The sequence below is a fragment of the Jatrophihabitans sp. genome (assembly GCF_046262535.1).
Lineage (GTDB): Bacteria > Actinomycetota > Actinomycetes > Mycobacteriales > Jatrophihabitantaceae > Jatrophihabitans.
On the sequence record NZ_JBHEMO010000072.1, the window covers coordinates 24,728 to 41,646 of the forward strand.

General features: G+C 71.3%; 15 protein-coding genes. 4 read left to right on the forward strand and 11 right to left on the reverse strand.

The window, feature by feature from the left end:
• Positions 1 to 10 precede the first annotated feature (10 nt).
• Complete coding sequence (locus tag ABR571_RS10275) at positions 11 to 1,192, forward strand: glycosyltransferase 87 family protein (protein ID WP_409453101.1); 1,182 nt, start codon at positions 11 to 13, stop codon at positions 1,190 to 1,192.
• Here ABR571_RS10275 and mptB read toward each other — a convergent pair.
• Genes mptB through fabG form a run of 5 tightly spaced genes read right to left on the reverse strand, consistent with a single transcriptional unit; the run spans position 1,107 to position 5,911 of the window.
• Positions 1,107 to 2,552 (reverse strand): polyprenol phosphomannose-dependent alpha 1,6 mannosyltransferase MptB, encoded by a 1,446-nt coding sequence (gene mptB / locus ABR571_RS10280; protein WP_409453102.1) that lies wholly within the window; start codon positions 2,550 to 2,552, stop codon positions 1,107 to 1,109. The genes ABR571_RS10275 and mptB overlap by 86 nt on opposite strands.
• Positions 2,549 to 3,358 (reverse strand): phosphotransferase, encoded by an 810-nt coding sequence (locus ABR571_RS10285; protein ID WP_409453103.1) that lies wholly within the window; start codon positions 3,356 to 3,358, stop codon positions 2,549 to 2,551. Before ABR571_RS10285 ends, mptB begins: the two co-directional genes overlap by 4 nt.
• Entirely contained in the window at positions 3,355 to 4,398 is a 1,044-nt protein-coding gene (locus ABR571_RS10290) for a ferrochelatase (RefSeq protein ID WP_409453104.1), read from the reverse strand. The genes ABR571_RS10285 and ABR571_RS10290 overlap by 4 nt, the downstream gene beginning before the upstream one ends.
• Positions 4,399 to 5,166, reverse strand: a complete 768-nt coding sequence (gene fabI, locus ABR571_RS10295) for an enoyl-ACP reductase FabI (protein WP_409453105.1) — start codon at positions 5,164 to 5,166, stop codon at positions 4,399 to 4,401.
• 37 nt (positions 5,167 to 5,203) lie between these two features.
• Positions 5,204 to 5,911 carry a 3-oxoacyl-ACP reductase FabG gene (gene fabG, locus ABR571_RS10300; RefSeq protein ID WP_409453106.1) on the reverse strand — a complete coding sequence of 236 codons (708 nt, stop codon included), beginning with the start codon at positions 5,909 to 5,911 and terminating at the stop codon, positions 5,204 to 5,206.
• 69 nt (positions 5,912 to 5,980) lie between these two features.
• Between fabG and ABR571_RS10305 the strand changes: the two genes are divergently transcribed.
• Positions 5,981 to 6,934 (forward strand): NADPH:quinone oxidoreductase family protein, encoded by a 954-nt coding sequence (locus ABR571_RS10305; protein ID WP_409453107.1) that lies wholly within the window; start codon positions 5,981 to 5,983, stop codon positions 6,932 to 6,934.
• A gap of 16 nt (positions 6,935 to 6,950) precedes the next feature.
• Here the strand turns inward: ABR571_RS10305 and ABR571_RS10310 are convergent, their stop codons facing one another.
• The 3 genes from ABR571_RS10310 to ABR571_RS10320 are packed head-to-tail and all read right to left on the reverse strand — an operon-like array spanning position 6,951 to position 9,969.
• Positions 6,951 to 7,907 (reverse strand): VWA domain-containing protein, encoded by a 957-nt coding sequence (locus ABR571_RS10310; protein ID WP_409453108.1) that lies wholly within the window; start codon positions 7,905 to 7,907, stop codon positions 6,951 to 6,953.
• Positions 7,907 to 8,896: a DUF58 domain-containing protein gene (locus tag ABR571_RS10315; RefSeq protein WP_409453109.1), complete on the reverse strand. Its 990-nt coding sequence runs from the start codon at positions 8,894 to 8,896 to the stop codon at positions 7,907 to 7,909. Before ABR571_RS10315 ends, ABR571_RS10310 begins: the two co-directional genes overlap by 1 nt.
• Positions 8,893 to 9,969, reverse strand: a complete 1,077-nt coding sequence (locus ABR571_RS10320) for an AAA family ATPase (protein WP_409453122.1) — start codon at positions 9,967 to 9,969, stop codon at positions 8,893 to 8,895. The genes ABR571_RS10315 and ABR571_RS10320 overlap by 4 nt, the downstream gene beginning before the upstream one ends.
• 153 nt (positions 9,970 to 10,122) lie before the next feature.
• Here ABR571_RS10320 and ABR571_RS10325 point away from each other — a divergent pair, with 153 nt between their 5' ends.
• Positions 10,123 to 10,323: a hypothetical protein gene (locus ABR571_RS10325; RefSeq protein WP_409453110.1), complete on the forward strand. Its 201-nt coding sequence runs from the start codon at positions 10,123 to 10,125 to the stop codon at positions 10,321 to 10,323.
• Here ABR571_RS10325 and moaA read toward each other — a convergent pair.
• From moaA to ABR571_RS10340, 3 genes are all read right to left on the reverse strand, one after another.
• Positions 10,320 to 11,363 (reverse strand): GTP 3',8-cyclase MoaA, encoded by a 1,044-nt coding sequence (moaA, locus tag ABR571_RS10330; protein WP_409453111.1) that lies wholly within the window; start codon positions 11,361 to 11,363, stop codon positions 10,320 to 10,322. The genes ABR571_RS10325 and moaA overlap by 4 nt on opposite strands.
• Positions 11,364 to 11,382: 19 nt before the next feature.
• Positions 11,383 to 12,753, reverse strand: a complete 1,371-nt coding sequence (locus tag ABR571_RS10335) for an NlpC/P60 family protein (protein WP_409453112.1) — start codon at positions 12,751 to 12,753, stop codon at positions 11,383 to 11,385.
• Positions 12,754 to 12,874: 121 nt separating this feature from the next.
• Entirely contained in the window at positions 12,875 to 13,951 is a 1,077-nt protein-coding gene (locus tag ABR571_RS10340; protein ID WP_409453113.1) for a phosphatase PAP2 family protein, read from the reverse strand.
• Positions 13,952 to 14,121: 170 nt separating this feature from the next.
• Here ABR571_RS10340 and ABR571_RS10345 point away from each other — a divergent pair, with 170 nt between their 5' ends.
• Positions 14,122 to 16,854 carry an aconitate hydratase gene (locus ABR571_RS10345; RefSeq protein ID WP_409453123.1) on the forward strand — a complete coding sequence of 911 codons (2,733 nt, stop codon included), beginning with the start codon at positions 14,122 to 14,124 and terminating at the stop codon, positions 16,852 to 16,854.
• Positions 16,855 to 16,919: the final 65 nt, after the last annotated feature.

Here is a 16,919-nt window from a genome sequence, read left to right on the forward strand (position 1 = left end):
CTCCGAGGTCGTGCAACTTCGGCCCGCCCTCCGGGTGCTGCTCGCCGTTGTCGGTGCGGCATCGATGGGGTGGCCGCTCTACCACGCGACAATGCCACTGGACCTGCGCGTCTATCTCGCCGGCGGGGACGCGCTGCTGCACGGGCACGACATCTACGGCTCGGCGGTGCAGGTGCAGGGCTACGGCTTCACCTATCCCCCGTTCGCCGCCCTGCCGATGGCGCTGCTGGCGGCACTGCCGGGATGGCTGGCCGAGACCGTCATCGCCTTGGCCTTCTTCGCCGCGCTGCTCACGGTCGTGCAGGTGTGCGCGCCCGGATTGATCCACCGGATCGCCGACTCGTGGGGCGCCGTCCTCTTCCTCGCCGCGATCCTGGCCGGGCAACCGGCCTGGGCCACCCTCCACGACGGGCAGATCAACATGGTGCTCGCCGCGCTCGTCCTGTACGACCTGCGACCCCGCACGCAGCGCGCGCCGTGGCGCGGTGCGCTCGTCGGCGTCGCCGCCGGCCTGAAGCTGACGCCGGCGATCTTCGTCCTCTACCTGCTCGCGCAACGGCGGTTCCGCGACGCCGGCAACGCCGCGGCGGCGTTCGCCGGGACCGTCGCCCTCGCCGCGCTCGTCACGCCCCGGGACTCCCGCGACTTCTGGACCCATCACCTGTACGAGACATCGCGCGTCGGCGACGCCGACCGGATCAGCAACCAGTCGCTGCGCGGGCTGCTGCTGCGCGCGACGACGAGCGATCAACTGGCCCGCATGGTGTGGGTACCGCTGGCCCTGCTCACGGTAATCATCGCGATGTGGCTCGCGCGGCGACTCTCGGCCGCGGGTGCAGAGATCCTCGCGCTCGGCGTCGTGGGCATCGGCGGCTGCCTGGTGTCGCCGGTGTCGTGGACGCACCACTGGGTGTGGTTCATCCCGGTGCTGTGCGGGCTCCTCGCCTCGCCGTACCGCGGTCGGCGCTGGGGAGCTGCTCTGACCGCAATCGTTGCCGGCGTGTTCGTGCTCGGGGTCAACAAGCCACCGATGCGGGCGACCTACCACTCGGCCCTCGGACGAACCGTCTTCGGCAACCTGTTCGTCCTGACGGGGTTGGCCGTCATCATCGCCCTGGCAGTGGCGGTGCGGCGACCGGCTCCGGAGCAAGCGGCGGAGATCGCCGGCCCGGTCGGAGCGCGAGGGCGGTGACGACGACGCCGCCGAGCACGACCAACGGGGCCCGCCAGTCACTCTCCCATCCCTTGCCGGACGGCGTGATCATGACGGTGAACACCACCGGGACGGCGGCCAGCGCGAGCAGAGCCCGCCGGTCACGCACGGCCAGGCCGGCGACGGTCAGCGCCCAGAGGTAGTACCACGGCTGCACGGACGGTCCGAGTACGGCGGCGACACCAAGGGCCAGCGCAAGGAGCCCGACAGCGGTGCCGCGTTCGCGAGCCCGCCGCACGGCCAGCAGCCAGAGCAGCGCGAGTGCGACGACCGCGATGAGCTCGCCGACCGTCCGGCAAACCCGAACGGTGTCATCCAAGCGGCGCGGATGGCCCTCGCCGCTCACCCACTTGCCGAAGATCGCCGCTGCGGACGGCAACGAGAGCCAGCTGACCCATTGGGCGTCGGAATTGACCTTGGTGACCCAGCCGAAGCCCAGCCCGGTCAACCCGGTCAACGCCGACAGGGTCGCAACTGCCGCGGCGAGCGCTGTCGCGACTGCGCCGCCCGCGCGGCGCACCGTCGGCGGTTCCCGCCCGGCTGCGAGCCACACCGGCACGATGAACGCGACGACGATCGCCGCGGGCGACTTGATCAGCGCGCCGGCGCTCGCCAGTGCGGCCGCGCCGGCCACGGCGCTCCATCCCGGACGCGCGGCCAGGGCCAGCCCGGCCAGCGCCAGCCCGAGCATGACCAGGTCGTTGTGCCCGCCGCCGACGCCGAGAACCGTCATCAGCGGGCTGGCGCTGCCGAGCCACAGCGCGACGTCGGCCCGGGCGCCGAACCGGGCGGCCAGCGCGCCGACCGCCCAGCAACACAGGAGCAGTCCGATGTAGGCCGGTGCCCGCAGGACCAGCGCGGCGACGATTGGATGACCGTGCGACGCCCACGCCGCGAACTGGCTGAACCGGAGCCACAGCGGGCCGTACGGAGACGGGCTGTGAAGCCAGCGGGCGCTCACCTCGTCGGCGAAGCGGCCGGGCGCAGCCGCCGGACCGTGGTGGTACGGATCGCGCCCGGTACCGACCAGGTGACCCTGCGCGGCATAGGCCCACAGATCGCGGCCGAACGGAGCCGCGGCCAGCATCGGCGCCGCTGCGATCAGCGCGAACCGGTGCGCGACGCGCCGGCTCGCCGCCGATCCCGTGCTGGTGAGCAGCGTGCGGCCCAGCACCAGCCAGCTGCCGCCGAGCAGCGCGAGTCCGACGTAGTAGACGACGGTGCCGAGCGTGCGGTGTTCGGGGTGCCACGCCACCGGTAGGGCGGCGATCGACCACGACGCGCCCGCCATCAGCGCGGCGACGGCCCCGGCCGCCACCGGCAGCGCGCGTGCGCTCACTGCAGGTCGCTGTGCAGCCGGTCGCGGACGCGGGCGAACCAGGCGATCCGGCGTTCGATCACGTCCCCCACGCCCTGGGCCCACATGCGCGCCCAGCCGCCGCCGAGGTGCACAGCCGACCAGTGCATGCTCCGGTACGACCCGGCGAAACGCAGCTCGGCCGCGTGCAGTAGCTGCTCGGCGCCGACGGCATCGCGGCCGTAGGCGTCCAGGAGCAACCGCAGCCGGGGGCCCGGCTCGAGGCCGTCGTACACGGCCGGCCGGTCGACCGGGTCGCAGAGCGGGACCCAGTGCATCGCGGTGTTGGCGAGGTCGACGGAGCGGGTCGTCCAGTCGCTCAGGTCGAAGTCGATCAGTCCCCACGCAGCATCGCCGCGGAAGACGGTGTTCTGCGGCGTCACGTCGCGCTGCGCGACGATCCGCGGCTCCCCCTCAGGCAGGAGCGGCTGCGGCCGGCCCGGCACGACCGACCGGGCCGGCGGCGCGTAGCCCGCGCTCGCGTCGTGCAGCCGGCGCAGCAACCGCGCGACACCGGGCAGGACGTCGTCCCTCGCCGCCCATGGCTCCACCGGATCGCCGGGGACCCGGCCGTCGAGGTAGGTCAGGACGTCGCGGCCTTGAGAATCCCGGCCGAGGTAGCGGGGTGCGCCGTCGAAGCCCACGCGTTCGAGGTGGCGCAGGTAGGCAGCCACCCGCGGGCTTGAGTCCTGGTACGGACGCCGGACGGTGTCGCCGACGCGGACCACGCCGACGGTGACGTCCCCGGCGGGCAGCGCAATCTCAGGGCCGTCCGGAAAAGTGGTCACGACGCGGCCGGCGCACCACGCCGCGGGGCCGGGCAGCAGCCGACCGGGCAGTCGATCCCGGTCGGGCCGAGCGGTCCGAGTGCGCGCGGCGGCGCTCCGACGATCCGTTCCTCGACGAGTTCGCGGACGGCCGCGACGAAGGCCGGGTGGGCGCCGGGAGTGGCGGCCCGGGCGTAAGTCAGCCCGAGCGCGGCCGCCGTGTCACGGGCCTCGACGTCGAGGTCCCAGCGCACCTCGATGTGGTCGGACACGAAGCCGGTCGGTGACACCACCACGGCCGAGACACCATCCGCGGCCAGGGCCTCCAGGTGGTCGTTGATGTCCGGCTCGAGCCAGGGCACCTGCGGCGGACCGGAACGTGACTGCCACACCAGGTCGAACTCGGCGCCGGGGCCGCGCACCTCTTGGGCGACCAGGCGCGCGGTCTCCCGCTGCTGGGTCAGGTACAGCCCGTCGGCCTTCGGTCCGGACACGTCGTTCATCGACACGGGTATCGAATGGGCGGTGAACACCAGTCGCGCGGTATCGCGCCGTTCGGCGGGCAGGGTGGCCAAGGCCGTCCGCACGCCGTCGGCGTGGGCGGTGATGAAGCCCGGGTGGTCGTAGAAATGCCGCAGCTTGACGAGGTCCGGTGATCCCTCACCGGCCATCCGCTGCGCCTGCGCAAGGTCGTCGCGGTACTGGCGGCAACCCGAATAGGAGCTGGTCGCGCTGGTGGCGAAGACGAGCGCGTGGTGCACGCCGTCGTCGCGCATCTGCCGCACGGCGTCGGCCACGTACGGCTTCCAGTTGCGGTTGCCCCAGTAGATCGGCAGGTCGATGCCGTGCTCGGCGAACTCGGTTCGCAGGGCCGCGATCAAGGCGCGGTTCTGCTCGTTGATGGGCGAGACGCCACGGAAGTGCGCGTAGTGCTCGGCCACCTCGGCCAGCCGCGCGTCCGGGATGCCGCGGCCGCGTGTGACGTTGCGCAGGAACGGCATGACGTCGTCGGGGCCCTCCGGACCTCCGAACGAGAGCAGCAGGAGCGCGTCGAAGTCCACTCAGACGCCCATCGCGTGGAACCCGCCGTCCACATGCAACAGCTCGCCCGTGGTCGCCGGGAACCAGTCGGACAGCAGCGCGAGCGTGCTGCGCGCGACCGGATCGGCGTCGGTGTTGTCCCAGCCGAGCGGCGCCCGCCCGTCCCATGCGTCCTCGAACATCGAGAAGCCGGGGATGCTCTTCGCCGCCATGGTGCGGATCGGGCCGGCAGCGATGAGGTTCACCCGGATGTGCCGGGGCCCGAGCTCGCGGGCCAGGTAGCGCGACGTCGATTCGAGCGCGGCCTTCGCCACGCCCATCCAGTCGTAGGCCGGCCAGGCGACGCGAGCGTCGAAGTCGAGGCCGATGATGGAGCCGCCGGACTCGGGGAACAACGGCAGCGCCGCGGTGGCCAGCGACTTCAGCGAGTACGCCGAGATCTGGACGGCCGTCGCGACGTCCTCCCACGGGGCGTCGAGGAAGCCCCCGCCCAGACACGAGGCGGGGGCGAAACCGATGGCGTGGACGACGCCGTCGATGCCGTCGACGTGCTCGCGGACCTGATCGGCCAGGCTCTCGAGATGACCGGCGTCGGCCACGTCGAGCTCGATCACCGGTGGCGGCTCGGGCAGCCGTCGCGCGACTCGCTCGACCAGCGACATCCGGCCGAACCCCGTGAGCACCACGGTCGCGCCCTCCTGCTGGGCCAGCCGGGCGATCGAGAACGCGATCGACGCGTCGGTGATGACACCCGTCACGAGCAGGCGCTTTCCGTCGAGCAGCCCCATGAGACGTCCTTCCCTGCTTCGATTCGTGCCGGTCGCGCTAGATCCCCATGCCGACGCCGCCGTCGACCGGGAGGACGGCGCCGGTGATGTAGGCCGCCGCGTCGGAGGCGAGGAACACCGCGGTGCCGGCGATCTCGTCGACCGTGCCGTACCGCTTGAGTGGCACGCCCCCGAGCACTTCGTTCCGGCGGCTCTCGGTCATCGCGGCGGTCATGTCGGTGTCGATGAAGCCGGGAGCGATGACGTTCGCGGTGATGGAACGGCTGCCAAGTTCGCGGGCGATCGACCGGGCCAGGCCGACCAGGCCGGCCTTGCTCGACGCGTAGTTCGCCTGGCCCGGCGCGCCGACGAAGGCGACGACCGAGGACACGAAGATCATCCGCCCGCTGCGCGCCCGCAACATCCCCTGCGCCGCGCGCTTGGCGACGCGATAGGCGCCGGTCAGGTTGGCATCCACCACGCCGGCGAAGGACTCCTCGCTCATCCGCAGCAACAGCGTGTCGTCGGTCATCCCGGCGTTGGACACGAGCACCTGGACCGGGCCGAGTTCCTCCTCGACCGCGGCGAACGCGGCGTCGACCTGCTCTCCCGACGTGACGTCGCACTGCACCCCGAACAGCCCGTCCGGCACGCCGCTGCCCCGGTGGGTCACGGCGACGCGGTCGCCGTTGGCGGCGAAGGCCTGCGCGATCCCCAGGCCGATCCCCCGGTTGCCGCCGGTGACGAGCACGGTGCGTCCATCCACGTCGGTCGACGCTAGCGGATGGCGGCGCGCCGGATCCGCGCGCGCGTTACTGCTGCGTAGGGTGCCACCATGCGGGCCATCCAAATCACCGAGTTCGGCGGGCCCGAGACGCTGGTCGTCCGCGAGCTACCCGATCCCGAAGGCAGCAACGGCGCCCAGGTCGTGCCCGTGCTCGCCGCGGGCATCAACTACGCCGACACCCACCAGACCGAGGACTCCTACCTCGCCAAGCAGACGCTGCCGATGATCCCCGGCGCCGAGGTGGTGGTGCGCGACAGTTCCGGGCGCCGGCTCGTGGGCATGATCGGCGGCGGGGGCTACGCGGAGAAGGTCGCGATCGATCCGCGCCAGCTGTTCCCGGTGCCCGACCCCGTCACCGACGCCGAAGCGCTGACGACGCTCGTGCAGGGCGCGACGGCCTGGCATCTGCTGCGGACGAGCACTCACCTGCAGGCGGGCGAGACGGTAGTCGTGCACGCAGGCGCGGGCGGAGTGGGGACGATTGCCATCCAGTTGGCCAAGCGCTGGGGCGCCGGCCGGGTCATCGCCACGGCATCCAGTGCCGACAAGCGGGCGCTAGCCCTCGAGCTGGGCGCCGATGTCGCCGTCGACTCCCGCGTCCCCGACATGAAGGCCGCGCTGCGCGAGGCGAACGAGGGGCGCGGCGTGGACGTCGTGCTCGAGATGACCGGCGGACCGGTGTTCGACCAGAGCCTCGCCGCGCTGGCTCCGCTCGGCCGGCTGGCCGTGTTCGGCATGGCCGGGCGGACGCCGCCGACCGCGGTCGACCCGGCCCGGTTGATGAGCCGCAGCACGGCGGTGATCGGTTTCTGGCTGATGCACGTGGTCCAGCGGCCCTACCTGCTCGCCGAAGCGGTCACCGATCTGATGGGCCTGATCGCCGACCGCTCGATCCGGCCGGTGATCGGCGAGACCTATCCGCTGGAGCGGGCCGCCGATGCGCACCGCGCGCTGCTGGACCGTTCGTCGGTGGGCAAGCTCGTGCTCGACCCGCAGGGCTGACGGGCCCCCGCGGCGCTCAGATCAGCCGGCCGGCCCACAGCATCGCCGCGCCCCCGGCCGCGAACAGGCAGAGCAGTCCGGCCAGCATGAACCGCCAGCTGATGTCGCGGTGCTGGGTGGTGTAGCCGATCTGCGAGCCGATGTTCTTGTACACCGTGCTGAGTTCCTGCTCGCTGTGCGCGGTGTGGAACGAGCCGCCTGTGGCTTCGGCGATCGACTGCAGTGTGTTGTCGTCGGCCGGGACGCGCTGCGTCTGGCCGTCGATGGTGACCGAGCCGTTCTGGGTGCCGAACGCGATGGTCGAGACCTGCACGTGCGCCTTGAGCGCCGCGCCGATCGCGTCGTTGACCGAGCGGCCGACGGTGTTGGTGCCGTCGCTGAGCAGCACGATGCGCGCCGGCGGCGGCTTGTCGCCCTTCGCCGTCGTCGACCGGGTGAAGACCTGGATCGCCTGCAACGACGTGAAGATCGCCTCGCCGATCGCCGTCGACTGCTGCAGCCGCATGCCGTCGATCGCTTCCTTCACGGGCTCGCGGTTCAACGTCGGCGGGACGAGCAGGGAAGCCTGGCCACCGAAGGACACCAGGCCCAGATTGATGCGAGTGGGCAACAGGCCGACGAACTCCTTGCCGGCGGCCTTGGCCGCCTCGACGCGCGACGGGAGGACGTCGGTCGCTTCCATCGACAGCGACACGTCGATGTCGAGCATGACCGTCGCGTTTTCCCGCGGCACCTTGACAGCGGCCGACGGCCGGGCGACCCCGACCGAGAGCACGGCCAAGCCGCTCAGCAGCAGGGCGAACGTCAGATGACGCCGCCAGCCGGGGCGGCGCGGTGCGATGCTGCCCAGCAGCTCGACGTTGCTGAACCGGGTGACGAACCGCTTGCGTCGCACCTGGAGGACGACGTACCCGGCGAGCAGCGCGGCGACGCCGAGCAGCAGCCACAGGTAGGCCGGGGAGAGGAAGTTCATCAGCGGATCCCTGCCCCTACGGCACCGACGACGAACCGCCGGCGGGCCACCACGAAGCGGACGACGTCGGTGATCCAGTCGCGGTCGGTGCGCAACTGCAGGTGAGCGGCGCCGGCGTGCCGCAGCCCCGCGGCGATCCGCTCCCGCTGGCGGGCGGCGGCCGCGGCGTACTGCGCCCGGACGGTCCGGTCGGACGTCTGCACCTCGAGCTGACGTCCGGTCTCCGGATCGACGAAGGTGACCAGGCCGGCCGGCGGCAGCTCGAGTTCTCGCGGGTCCAGCACTTCGATGCCCAGCAGCTGGTGCCGGCTGGACAGCCCGCGCAGCGGCCGTTCCCACGGCGCCGGGCCGTCAGCCGGCGTGCCGTCCATGAAGTCGGACACGACGGCGACCAGGCCGCGGCGCCGCTGCGGACGGCGGACCGCTTCCAGCAGGGCGGCCAGGTCGGTGCGCCCGGCCGACGCCGCCCGCGGGGTCTGGGCGATCCGCCGCACCAGGTACTGCGCATGCGCGCGGCCGGCCCGCGCGGGGATCACGTAACTGTCCTGCCCGTTGCCGACGACGGCACCGACGCGGTTGCCGCCCCGGACCGTCAGGTGCACGACGGCGGTGATGCCGGCGAGGACGAGTTCGCGCTTCTCGGTCAGCGCCGTCCCGAAGTCCATGCTCGGCGAGAGGTCGACGACCAGCCACGTCTCCAGCTCGCGGTCGGCGACGGTCTGGCGGATGTGCGGGACGGTGGTCCGCGCGGTCACCGGCCAGTCCATGCGCCGCACGTCGTCGCCGAGTTCGTACTGCCGCGACTCACCGGCTTCGCTTCCCGGTCCGGGGACCAGGCCGAGGTAGTTGCCCTGCAGCAGTCCGTCGAGCTTGTTGCGGACGGTGTACTCGAGCCGGCGCAGCAGGGCATCGGCGCCCTCGAGGGACAACGCCGGGCCGTGATCGGTCGGTAGCGGCGCCTCGCCCACCACCGGCGGAAGTTCGTTCACGCCGAGCGCTCACCCCATGGGGGCGATTGCTGCTGGGGCGCCGCGTTGCCGAACACCAGCGGCTGACCGCCGGGGCCACCGGGACGGGGAGCGGGCCCCTGAGGCGGGGGTGCCATGTCGATCGGCCCGCCGGCGCGCTGGCGCGGCGCGACCTGCGGCAACGGCACTGCTTGCAGGATCCGGCGGATCGCGTGCTCGGCCGGCACGCCGTCGGCGATCGCGTCGTAGCTCAGCACCATGCGGTGCGAGAGCACGTCGACGGCGACGTCGAGAACGTCCTGTGGCAGGACGTAGTCGCGCCCGCGCATCAGGGCCAGCGCCCGGCCGGCCGCGACGAGGCCGAGGCTGGCGCGCGGGCTGGCGCCGTAGGAGATCCACTGCGCGACGTCGGGCAGGCTGTACTGCTGCGGGTTGCGGGTGGCGAGCACGAGGCGGACGACGTAGTCCACGATCGCGTGGTGCACGAACACGCGGCTCGACGTCGCCTGCAGCCGCTGCAGGTCGTCGGTGCTGAGCACGGCGTTGGCCCGCGGCGGGGCCACTCCCATCCGGTAGATGATCTCGCGCTCCTCGGCGGCGGTCGGGTAGCCGACGGTGATCTTCATGAGGAACCGATCGCGCTGCGCCTCCGGCAGCGGGTAGACGCCCTCGGACTCGATCGGGTTCTGGGTGGCGAGGACGAGGAACGGGCTCGGCACCTCGTAGCGCCGCCCGCCGATCGTGACCTGTCGCTCGGCCATCACCTCGAGCAGGGCTGACTGCACCTTGGCCGGCGCCCGGTTGATCTCGTCGGCCAGTACGAAGTTGGCCATGATCGGGCCGAGCTCGGTGTCGAACGCTTCTGCGCCCGGCTTGTAGATCCGCGTTCCGACGATGTCGGACGGCACCAGGTCGGGCGTGAACTGCAGACGCGAGAAGCTGCCACTCACCGTGCGGGCCAGGGTCTCGACCGCGAGCGTCTTCGCGACACCGGGGACACCCTCGAGCAGGCAGTGGCCCTGCGCGAGCAGGCTCACCACCATCCGCTCGACGAGCCGCTCCTGCCCGACGATCACCCGCTTGACCTCGAACATCACCCGCTCGAGCGCCGACGCGTCGGCTGCGGGGGTTTGGAGGTGCTCGGAATCGGCCACTGGTGCTCCTCGGAATGCGGCGCTGTGCGGTAGGTGGTGCTCACTCATTTCGCGTCGGCTCAACCGTACGGGACGAGCCTGTACGGTGCCTGGGTGTCCGAGGCGCCGGAGGAGCCCCGCTGCTCGGCCAAGGGGTGCCGGGCCGCCGCCACCGTCGATCTCGGCTGGCGCAATCCTCGCCTGCACGATGCGGCCCGCGTGAAGCACTGGCTGGCCTGCGACGAGCACGCCGACGGACTCGCCGACTTCCTGGCCCGCCGCGACTTCTTGCTCAGCCGCGAACGCCTCGCCTAACCGCCGATCGCCGACATCGTCCGTTCGGGCTGGACGAAGGTGGCCGAGCCGATCCCGTGCCCGGCCTGCTTCTGCGCGACCGCCTCGATGATGATGCGCGCCAGGTCGGCGTCGGACGCGCCGTTGCGCAACGGCCCGCGCAGGTCGGTCTCGGACTGCGCGAACAGACAGGTGCGCAACTGCCCGTCGGCGGTGAGCCGCAACCGGTCGCACTCGCGGCAGAACGGCCGGGTCACCGAGGCGATGATGCCCAGCCGGCCCACGGGCGCCGTCCACGCCGCCCGGTCCGGCCCGTCGACCACGTCGAACTCCTCGGCCGGCGCGCTCGTCCGCGCGCCGTGCGGAACGACCGCGAACTGCGCGCCGATGATCTCGAGGATCTCGTCGGCCGTGACCATGTCGTCGCGTGACCAGGTGTGGTCGGCGTCGAGCGGCATGTGCTCGATGAAGCGCAGGTGGTACCCGCTGCGCAGCGCCCAGGACAGCAGCGCCGGCGCCTCGTCGAGATTGCTCCCCCGCACCAGAACGGAATTGATCTTGATCGGCGCCAGGCCGGCGGCACTCGCGGCGGCGACGCCGGCGAGGACCTCGGGCAGCCGGTCGCGCCGGGTCAGTTCGGCGAAGCGAGCGCGATCGAGGGTGTCCACGGAGACGTTGATGCGGTCGAGGCCGTCGGCGACGAGACGTTCGGCGAACCGGTCGAGGCTGACACCGTTGGTGGTCAGCGAGATCTCCGGCCGCGGATCCAGGGCGGCCAGCCCGGCGACCACGTCGGGCAGGGTCGGATGCACCAGCGGCTCACCGCCGGTCAACCGCACCGACCGGACACCCAGCCGGACGAACAGCGCGGCCAGCCGGAAGAACTCCTCGTCGGTGAGCCGCTGCGCCTTGGTCAGCCAGTCCAGGCCCTCGGCCGGCATGCAGTACGTGCAGCGCAATGAGCAGAGGTCGGTGAGCGAGATGCGCAGGTCGGTGGCGACCCGGCCGAACCGGTCGCGCAGCGCTCCGCCCCCGTTCGGGGGAGCCTCGTTGTCGCTCACCCGTCCGAGGCTACGCGGATCAGGTCAGCGGCCGGGTGGTGAAGTCGATGTTGCCGTACTCGTAGATCGATTCGACCTGCACGACGCCGCCCGAATAGGGGGCTTCGACCATCCGTCCGCCGCCGATGGCGATCGCCACGTGGTGGATGCCCCCGACCGTGCCGTCGGCGCTCCAAAAGAGCAGGTCGCCGGCGCGCAGGTTGCCCGGGCTCGGGTGGTAGCTGCCGGCCTGGCTGTACTGCGTCGCCGCGTAGTGGTCCCAGTACTTCCCCCACGCGTAGAGCACGAGACCGGAACAGTCGAAGCCGCTCACGTTGCAGTCGTTCGGGGCACCGTTGCTGCTGTCACAGATCCCGTAGCTCGGGCCGCCGACCCCCCCGCCAGCCCATGCGTACGGCATGCCGACCTGGCTCAGGGCCCGATTCGCCGCCTCCTGGCCCTTGCTGGCCTTCCAGCTGCCGCCCGACGGCGCGGACGGGCCGGGACTGAAGTGGGACCCGCCACCGCCACCACCCTGTGCAGCCTGGCGTGCGGCCGCGGCAGCCGCGGCGGCCGCGGCGGCCGCGGCCGCGGCGCGGCGGGCGGCCGCCTCACGCGCCAGGCGCTCCCGGCGACGCTGTTCGAAGAGCAGGTAGGCGGCGCGCTGGCCCTGCAGGTTCGCCAGGTACGTCCGCTTGGCTTCCAGATCCGCCTGCGTGCTGGCCAGGCTCTTCTGCAGCGCGGCCTCCTCGGCGTTGGCCTGGGCGACGGCCTGGAAGGCGATCTGCTTCTGCTGGTCGGCGGCGTCCTTCGCCTTCTGGCGCTTCTGCACCGCCGCCCGCGCCGCGGCGTCGGCGTTGGACTTGGCGACGGTGGCGCTCTGCAGCGCGCCGATGGCGTCGGCCTGATGGGCCTGCTGGTACTGCTGGAGCGCTGACTGGGCGAGCAGGTCGCTCGGGTTCTCGGCCGTCAACAGGTTGCCGGCGGTGCCCTGGACCTCGCCGCTCATGTAGGCGGCCTGCACGTACTCGACGAATTTGGCGTGCGCGCGGTCGACGTCGGACTGGGCGGCCTTGACCCCGGCCTGGGCCCTCACCGCGGCCGCTTGCGCGTCGCGCAGCTTGGCGATGGCGTTGGCGTACTTCTGCTCGGCCAGTTCGGCCCGGCCCCGCGCCTGCTGCAGTTCCTCCTGCTTCTGGGCGACCTGGCCGCTGAGCTGGCCGACCTCGGCGGCGATGGCGTTCTGCGCTCGCGCCGCGGCGCTGAGCTGCCCGTCGGTCGGGTTGGGCGGCGGAGCGGGCTCGGCCAGCACCGCGGGCGCCGCGATCAGGAGGCTGAGCGCGGTGCCGATCGCCAGGAGAGCGGCGAGCATCCGCCGGGCGGTCAAGCGACCCCTGGTGCGTTCGTGCACAGCGACGATCTCCTCTGGCGTACCCCGCTCAGCTACAGGCGTTCGTCAGACTGCCATCCGAATCCCATAGGCGCCAGTAGCAACACCAGTAACAATCGCACCATTCGTCACAAAGCAGACATCAGGCCCGCAGGAAACGTTCCAAATCGCCCGGATCGCGGCAAGATTCGGGACGTTCGGCCCCGTCGGCGCGGCGCGGACGGTGCCGCTCCCAGCGGTTCAGCGCGGCGTGCGCCGCCCAGGCGTAGCCCAAGCCGGCCACCAGGTCGAGGACGTAGTGCTCGCCGCAGTAGACGAGCGTGAAGCCCATCGCCGCCGGGTACAGGGCGAGCAGGAACCGCCAGCGCGACCGGATCCGGGCTCCGATCATCAGGGCCACCAGGACGGCGAAGGCCAGGTGCAGCGACGGCATCGCCGCGATCGGGTTGGCGCCGTCGTTCTGCGCGTTGGCCAGCGTCTCGTTCACGTTGCCCAGGTGGAACCAGATCCAGCCGCGCGCCGACAGCCGGGCCACCGGATCGGTCAGCCCGTCCCGGGCCGCCATCCACGGCGGAGCCTCCGGGAACAGGCAGTACGTGATCAGGCCGGCGAACGACAGGACCACGACGCGGGTGATGTAGCGCAGCCAGAGCGCGCGGTCGCGCAGCCACAGCAGTGCCGCGAGGATCGGCGTCGCCAGGAAGTGCGACGTGTAGATGAGGGTGCACAGCGCGTCGTACCAGTAGACGTGGCCGGGGTGATACAGGTGGTGCTGCAGCCAGACGCTGGGCTCGGTCCCGCCGAACAGCCATTCCTCGGCCCGGACGATGTCCCTCTCGTGCAGCGAGATATCGAGGTGGTCGGCGACGCCGCGCGTCCGGTCGTAGAGCATCAACACGGCGGTGAAGGGCAACCAATCGAGCACCACCTGCGCGGTGTGCCGCCACGTGCGACCGATGCTCGTCAGAGCCAGTCCGGTGACGATGATGGCGGCGAGACTCGCCCGCGCCGTGGGTACGCCCTCGGCGATGACGATCCACGCCAGGACGCCGAAGTACGCGGCGAAGGCCAGCAACCGAACACGGCGCCAGCCCGGGGTCACCGTCGTCGGTTCGGCGCCGGCGTACAGCGAGGAGAGGGACACGTCGCCCGGTGTGACGGAATCGGCGAGGCTGCGCCGCTCGGGGGCACGCGTGCTCGACGTTTCCGCTCCTTCCACTTGCCGGAGTTTACGGCCACGATGCTGGCAGGCAGGTTCATCGCTCCCCCGCGGGCGCCTGCGCGTCGGGTGGTATCTTGACGTCAAGAGATCTTCCGAATGACCGAGAACCTCGACAGGAGCGCGCCGTGCCAGCACCGAGCAAGAACAGTTTCCAGTCCCGAGCTTCGCTGGCCCTCGACGGCGGGAGCCTCGACTACTTCCGCATCGACGCGGTCGAGGGCTCGGACCGGTTGCCGTTCTCGCTGAAGGTGTTGCTGGAGAACCTGCTGCGGACCGAGGACGGCAAGAACGTCACGGCCGAGCAGATCCAGGCCGTCGGCAGCTGGCGGCCCGACGCCGAGCCGGACACCGAAATCCAGTTCACGCCCGCGCGCGTCGTCATGCAGGACTTCACCGGCGTGCCGGCGGTCGTCGATCTCGCCACCATGCGGGAGGCGGTGGTCGACCTCGGCGGCGACGCGACCAAGATCAACCCGCTCGCGCCGGCCGAGCTCGTCATCGACCACTCGGTCATCGCCGACCTGTTCGGCACCCCGGACGCCTTCCAGCGCAACGTCGAGCTGGAGTACGAGCGGAACAAGGAGCGCTACCAGTTCCTGCGGTGGGGGCAGACGGCATTCGATGAGTTCAAGGTCGTTCCGCCCGGCACCGGCATCGTCCACCAGGTCAACATCGAGTACCTGGCCCGGGTGGTCTTCAACCGCGACGGGCTGGCCTATCCGGACACCCTGGTCGGTACCGACTCGCACACCACGATGGTCAACGGCCTCGGAGTGCTGGGCTGGGGCGTCGGCGGCATCGAGGCCGAGGCGGCCATGCTCGGCCAGCCGGTCAGCATGCTCATCCCCCGCGTCGTCGGCTTCAAGCTCAACGGCGAGCTGCCGGACGGCTCGACGGCCACCGACCTCGTGCTCACGATCACCGAGATGCTGCGTCGCCACGGCGTTGTCGGCAAGTTCGTCGAGTTCTACGGGCCGGGCGTCGGCGCCGTTCCTCTGGCCAACCGCGCGACGATCGGCAACATGAGCCCGGAGTACGGCTCCACCTGCGCGATCTTCCCGATCGACGACGAGACCCTGCGCTACCTGCGGTTCACCGGGCGCAAGGACGAGCAGATCAACCTCGTCGAGACCTACGCCAAGCAGAACGGCCTCTGGCACGACGCGTCGGTCGAGCCGGAGTTCTCCGAAACGCTCGAGCTCGATCTCTCGACCGTCGAGCCGTCGCTGGCCGGGCCCAAGCGGCCCCAGGACCGGGTGCCGCTGAAGTCGGCCAAGGCGATGTTCCGCGAGGCGTTGGGCAGCTATGTCGACGGCGACTCCGTCCAGGACTCGCAGGACGAGGCGAGTGCCGAGTCCTTCCCGGCCTCGGACGTGCCGAGCCCGGACATGAACGCCAGTGTCCCCGCACCCACCCACTCGGCCGCGGCGGGTGCGCAGGGCCGTACGTCCAACCCCGTGCCGATCACCTTTGCCGACGGTGGCGAGGCCGTCCTCGACCACGGCGCCGTGGTGATCGCCGCGATCACCTCGTGCACGAACACGTCCAACCCCTCGGTCATGGTCGGCGCCGCGCTGCTGGCCAAGAAGGCGGTGGAGAAGGGCCTCGAGCGCAAGCCGTGGGTGAAGACGTCACTCGCGCCCGGCTCGAAGGTCGTCACGGACTACTACGACCGGTCCGGGCTCACTCCGTATCTCGAGAAGCTCGGCTTCAACCTGGTCGGCTACGGCTGCACGACCTGCATCGGCAACTCCGGGCCCATCATCGACGAGGTCTCGGCCGCTGTGAACGACGGCGACCTCGCCGCGACCGCCGTCCTGTCCGGCAACCGCAACTTCGAGGGCCGCATCAACCCCGACGTCAAGATGAACTACCTGGCGTCCCCCCCGTTGGTCGTCGCCTACGCGCTGGCCGGCTCGATGGACGTCGACCTGTTCAACGACCCGCTCGGCACGGGCACCGACGGGCCGGTCTATCTGAAGGACATCTGGCCCACCCCGCAGGAGATCGAAGAGGTCATCGACCAGGCGATCGCCAGCGAGATGTACACGACCGACTACGCCGACGTGTTCGCCGGCGATGAGCGGTGGCAGGGGCTGCCCACGCCCGAGGGCAGCACGTTCGAGTGGGACCCGCAGTCGACCTACGTCCGCAAGCCGCCTTACTTCGACGGCATGCAACAGGAGCCCTCCCCGGTCACCGACATCGCCGACGCCCGGGTGCTGCTCAAGCTGGGCGACTCGGTGACCACCGATCACATCAGCCCGGCCGGCGCGATCAAGGGCGACTCCCCCGCCGGCGACTACCTGTCCGAGCACGGGGTCGACCGCCGCGACTTCAACTCCTACGGCTCGCGCCGCGGGAATCACGAGGTGATGATCCGCGGCACGTTCGCCAACATCCGCCTGCGCAACCAGCTGGCACCCGGCACCGAGGGCGGCTTCACCCGCGACTTCACCCGCGACGGCGAGGTCAGCTCGATCTACGAGGCGTCGGTCAACTACGCCGAGGCGGGAACGCCACTGGTCATTCTCGCCGGGAAGGAGTACGGCTCCGGCTCGTCGCGCGACTGGGCGGCCAAGGGCACGGCGCTGCTCGGGGTTCGCGCCGTCATCGCGGAGTCCTACGAGCGAATCCACCGGTCCAACCTGATCGGCATGGGTGTGCTGCCGCTCCAGTTCCCCGACGGCGAATCGGCCGAGTCGCTCGGCCTGACGGGCGAGGAGTCGTTCACGATCTCCGGCGTCGAGGCGATGAACTCCGGTTCCACGCCGCGCACGGTGACCGTCCGGGCCGGCGGGACGGAGTTCGAGGCACGGGTGCGCATCGACACCCCCGGCGAGGCCGAGTACTACCGGCACGGCGGGATCATGCAGTACGTCCTGCGCTCGCTGCTCTGACAACTTCGGGGCGAACGGTTTCCAAGTTGCACCGCGCCGACTACGCTCCCTGTATTAGTTCATCA

Excerpts from the sequence above, each read along its gene's own strand:
- fabI (WP_409453105.1), bottom strand. The coding sequence starts at position 5,166 with ATGGGGCTGCTCGACGGAAAGCGCCTGCTCGTGACGGGTGTCATCACC.
- ABR571_RS10305 (WP_409453107.1), top strand. The coding sequence starts at position 5,981 with ATGCGGGCCATCCAAATCACCGAGTTCGGCGGGCCCGAGACGCTGGTC.
- ABR571_RS10310 (WP_409453108.1), bottom strand. The coding sequence starts at position 7,907 with ATGAACTTCCTCTCCCCGGCCTACCTGTGGCTGCTGCTCGGCGTCGCC.
- ABR571_RS10320 (WP_409453122.1), bottom strand. The coding sequence starts at position 9,969 with ATGTTCGAGGTCAAGCGGGTGATCGTCGGGCAGGAGCGGCTCGTCGAG.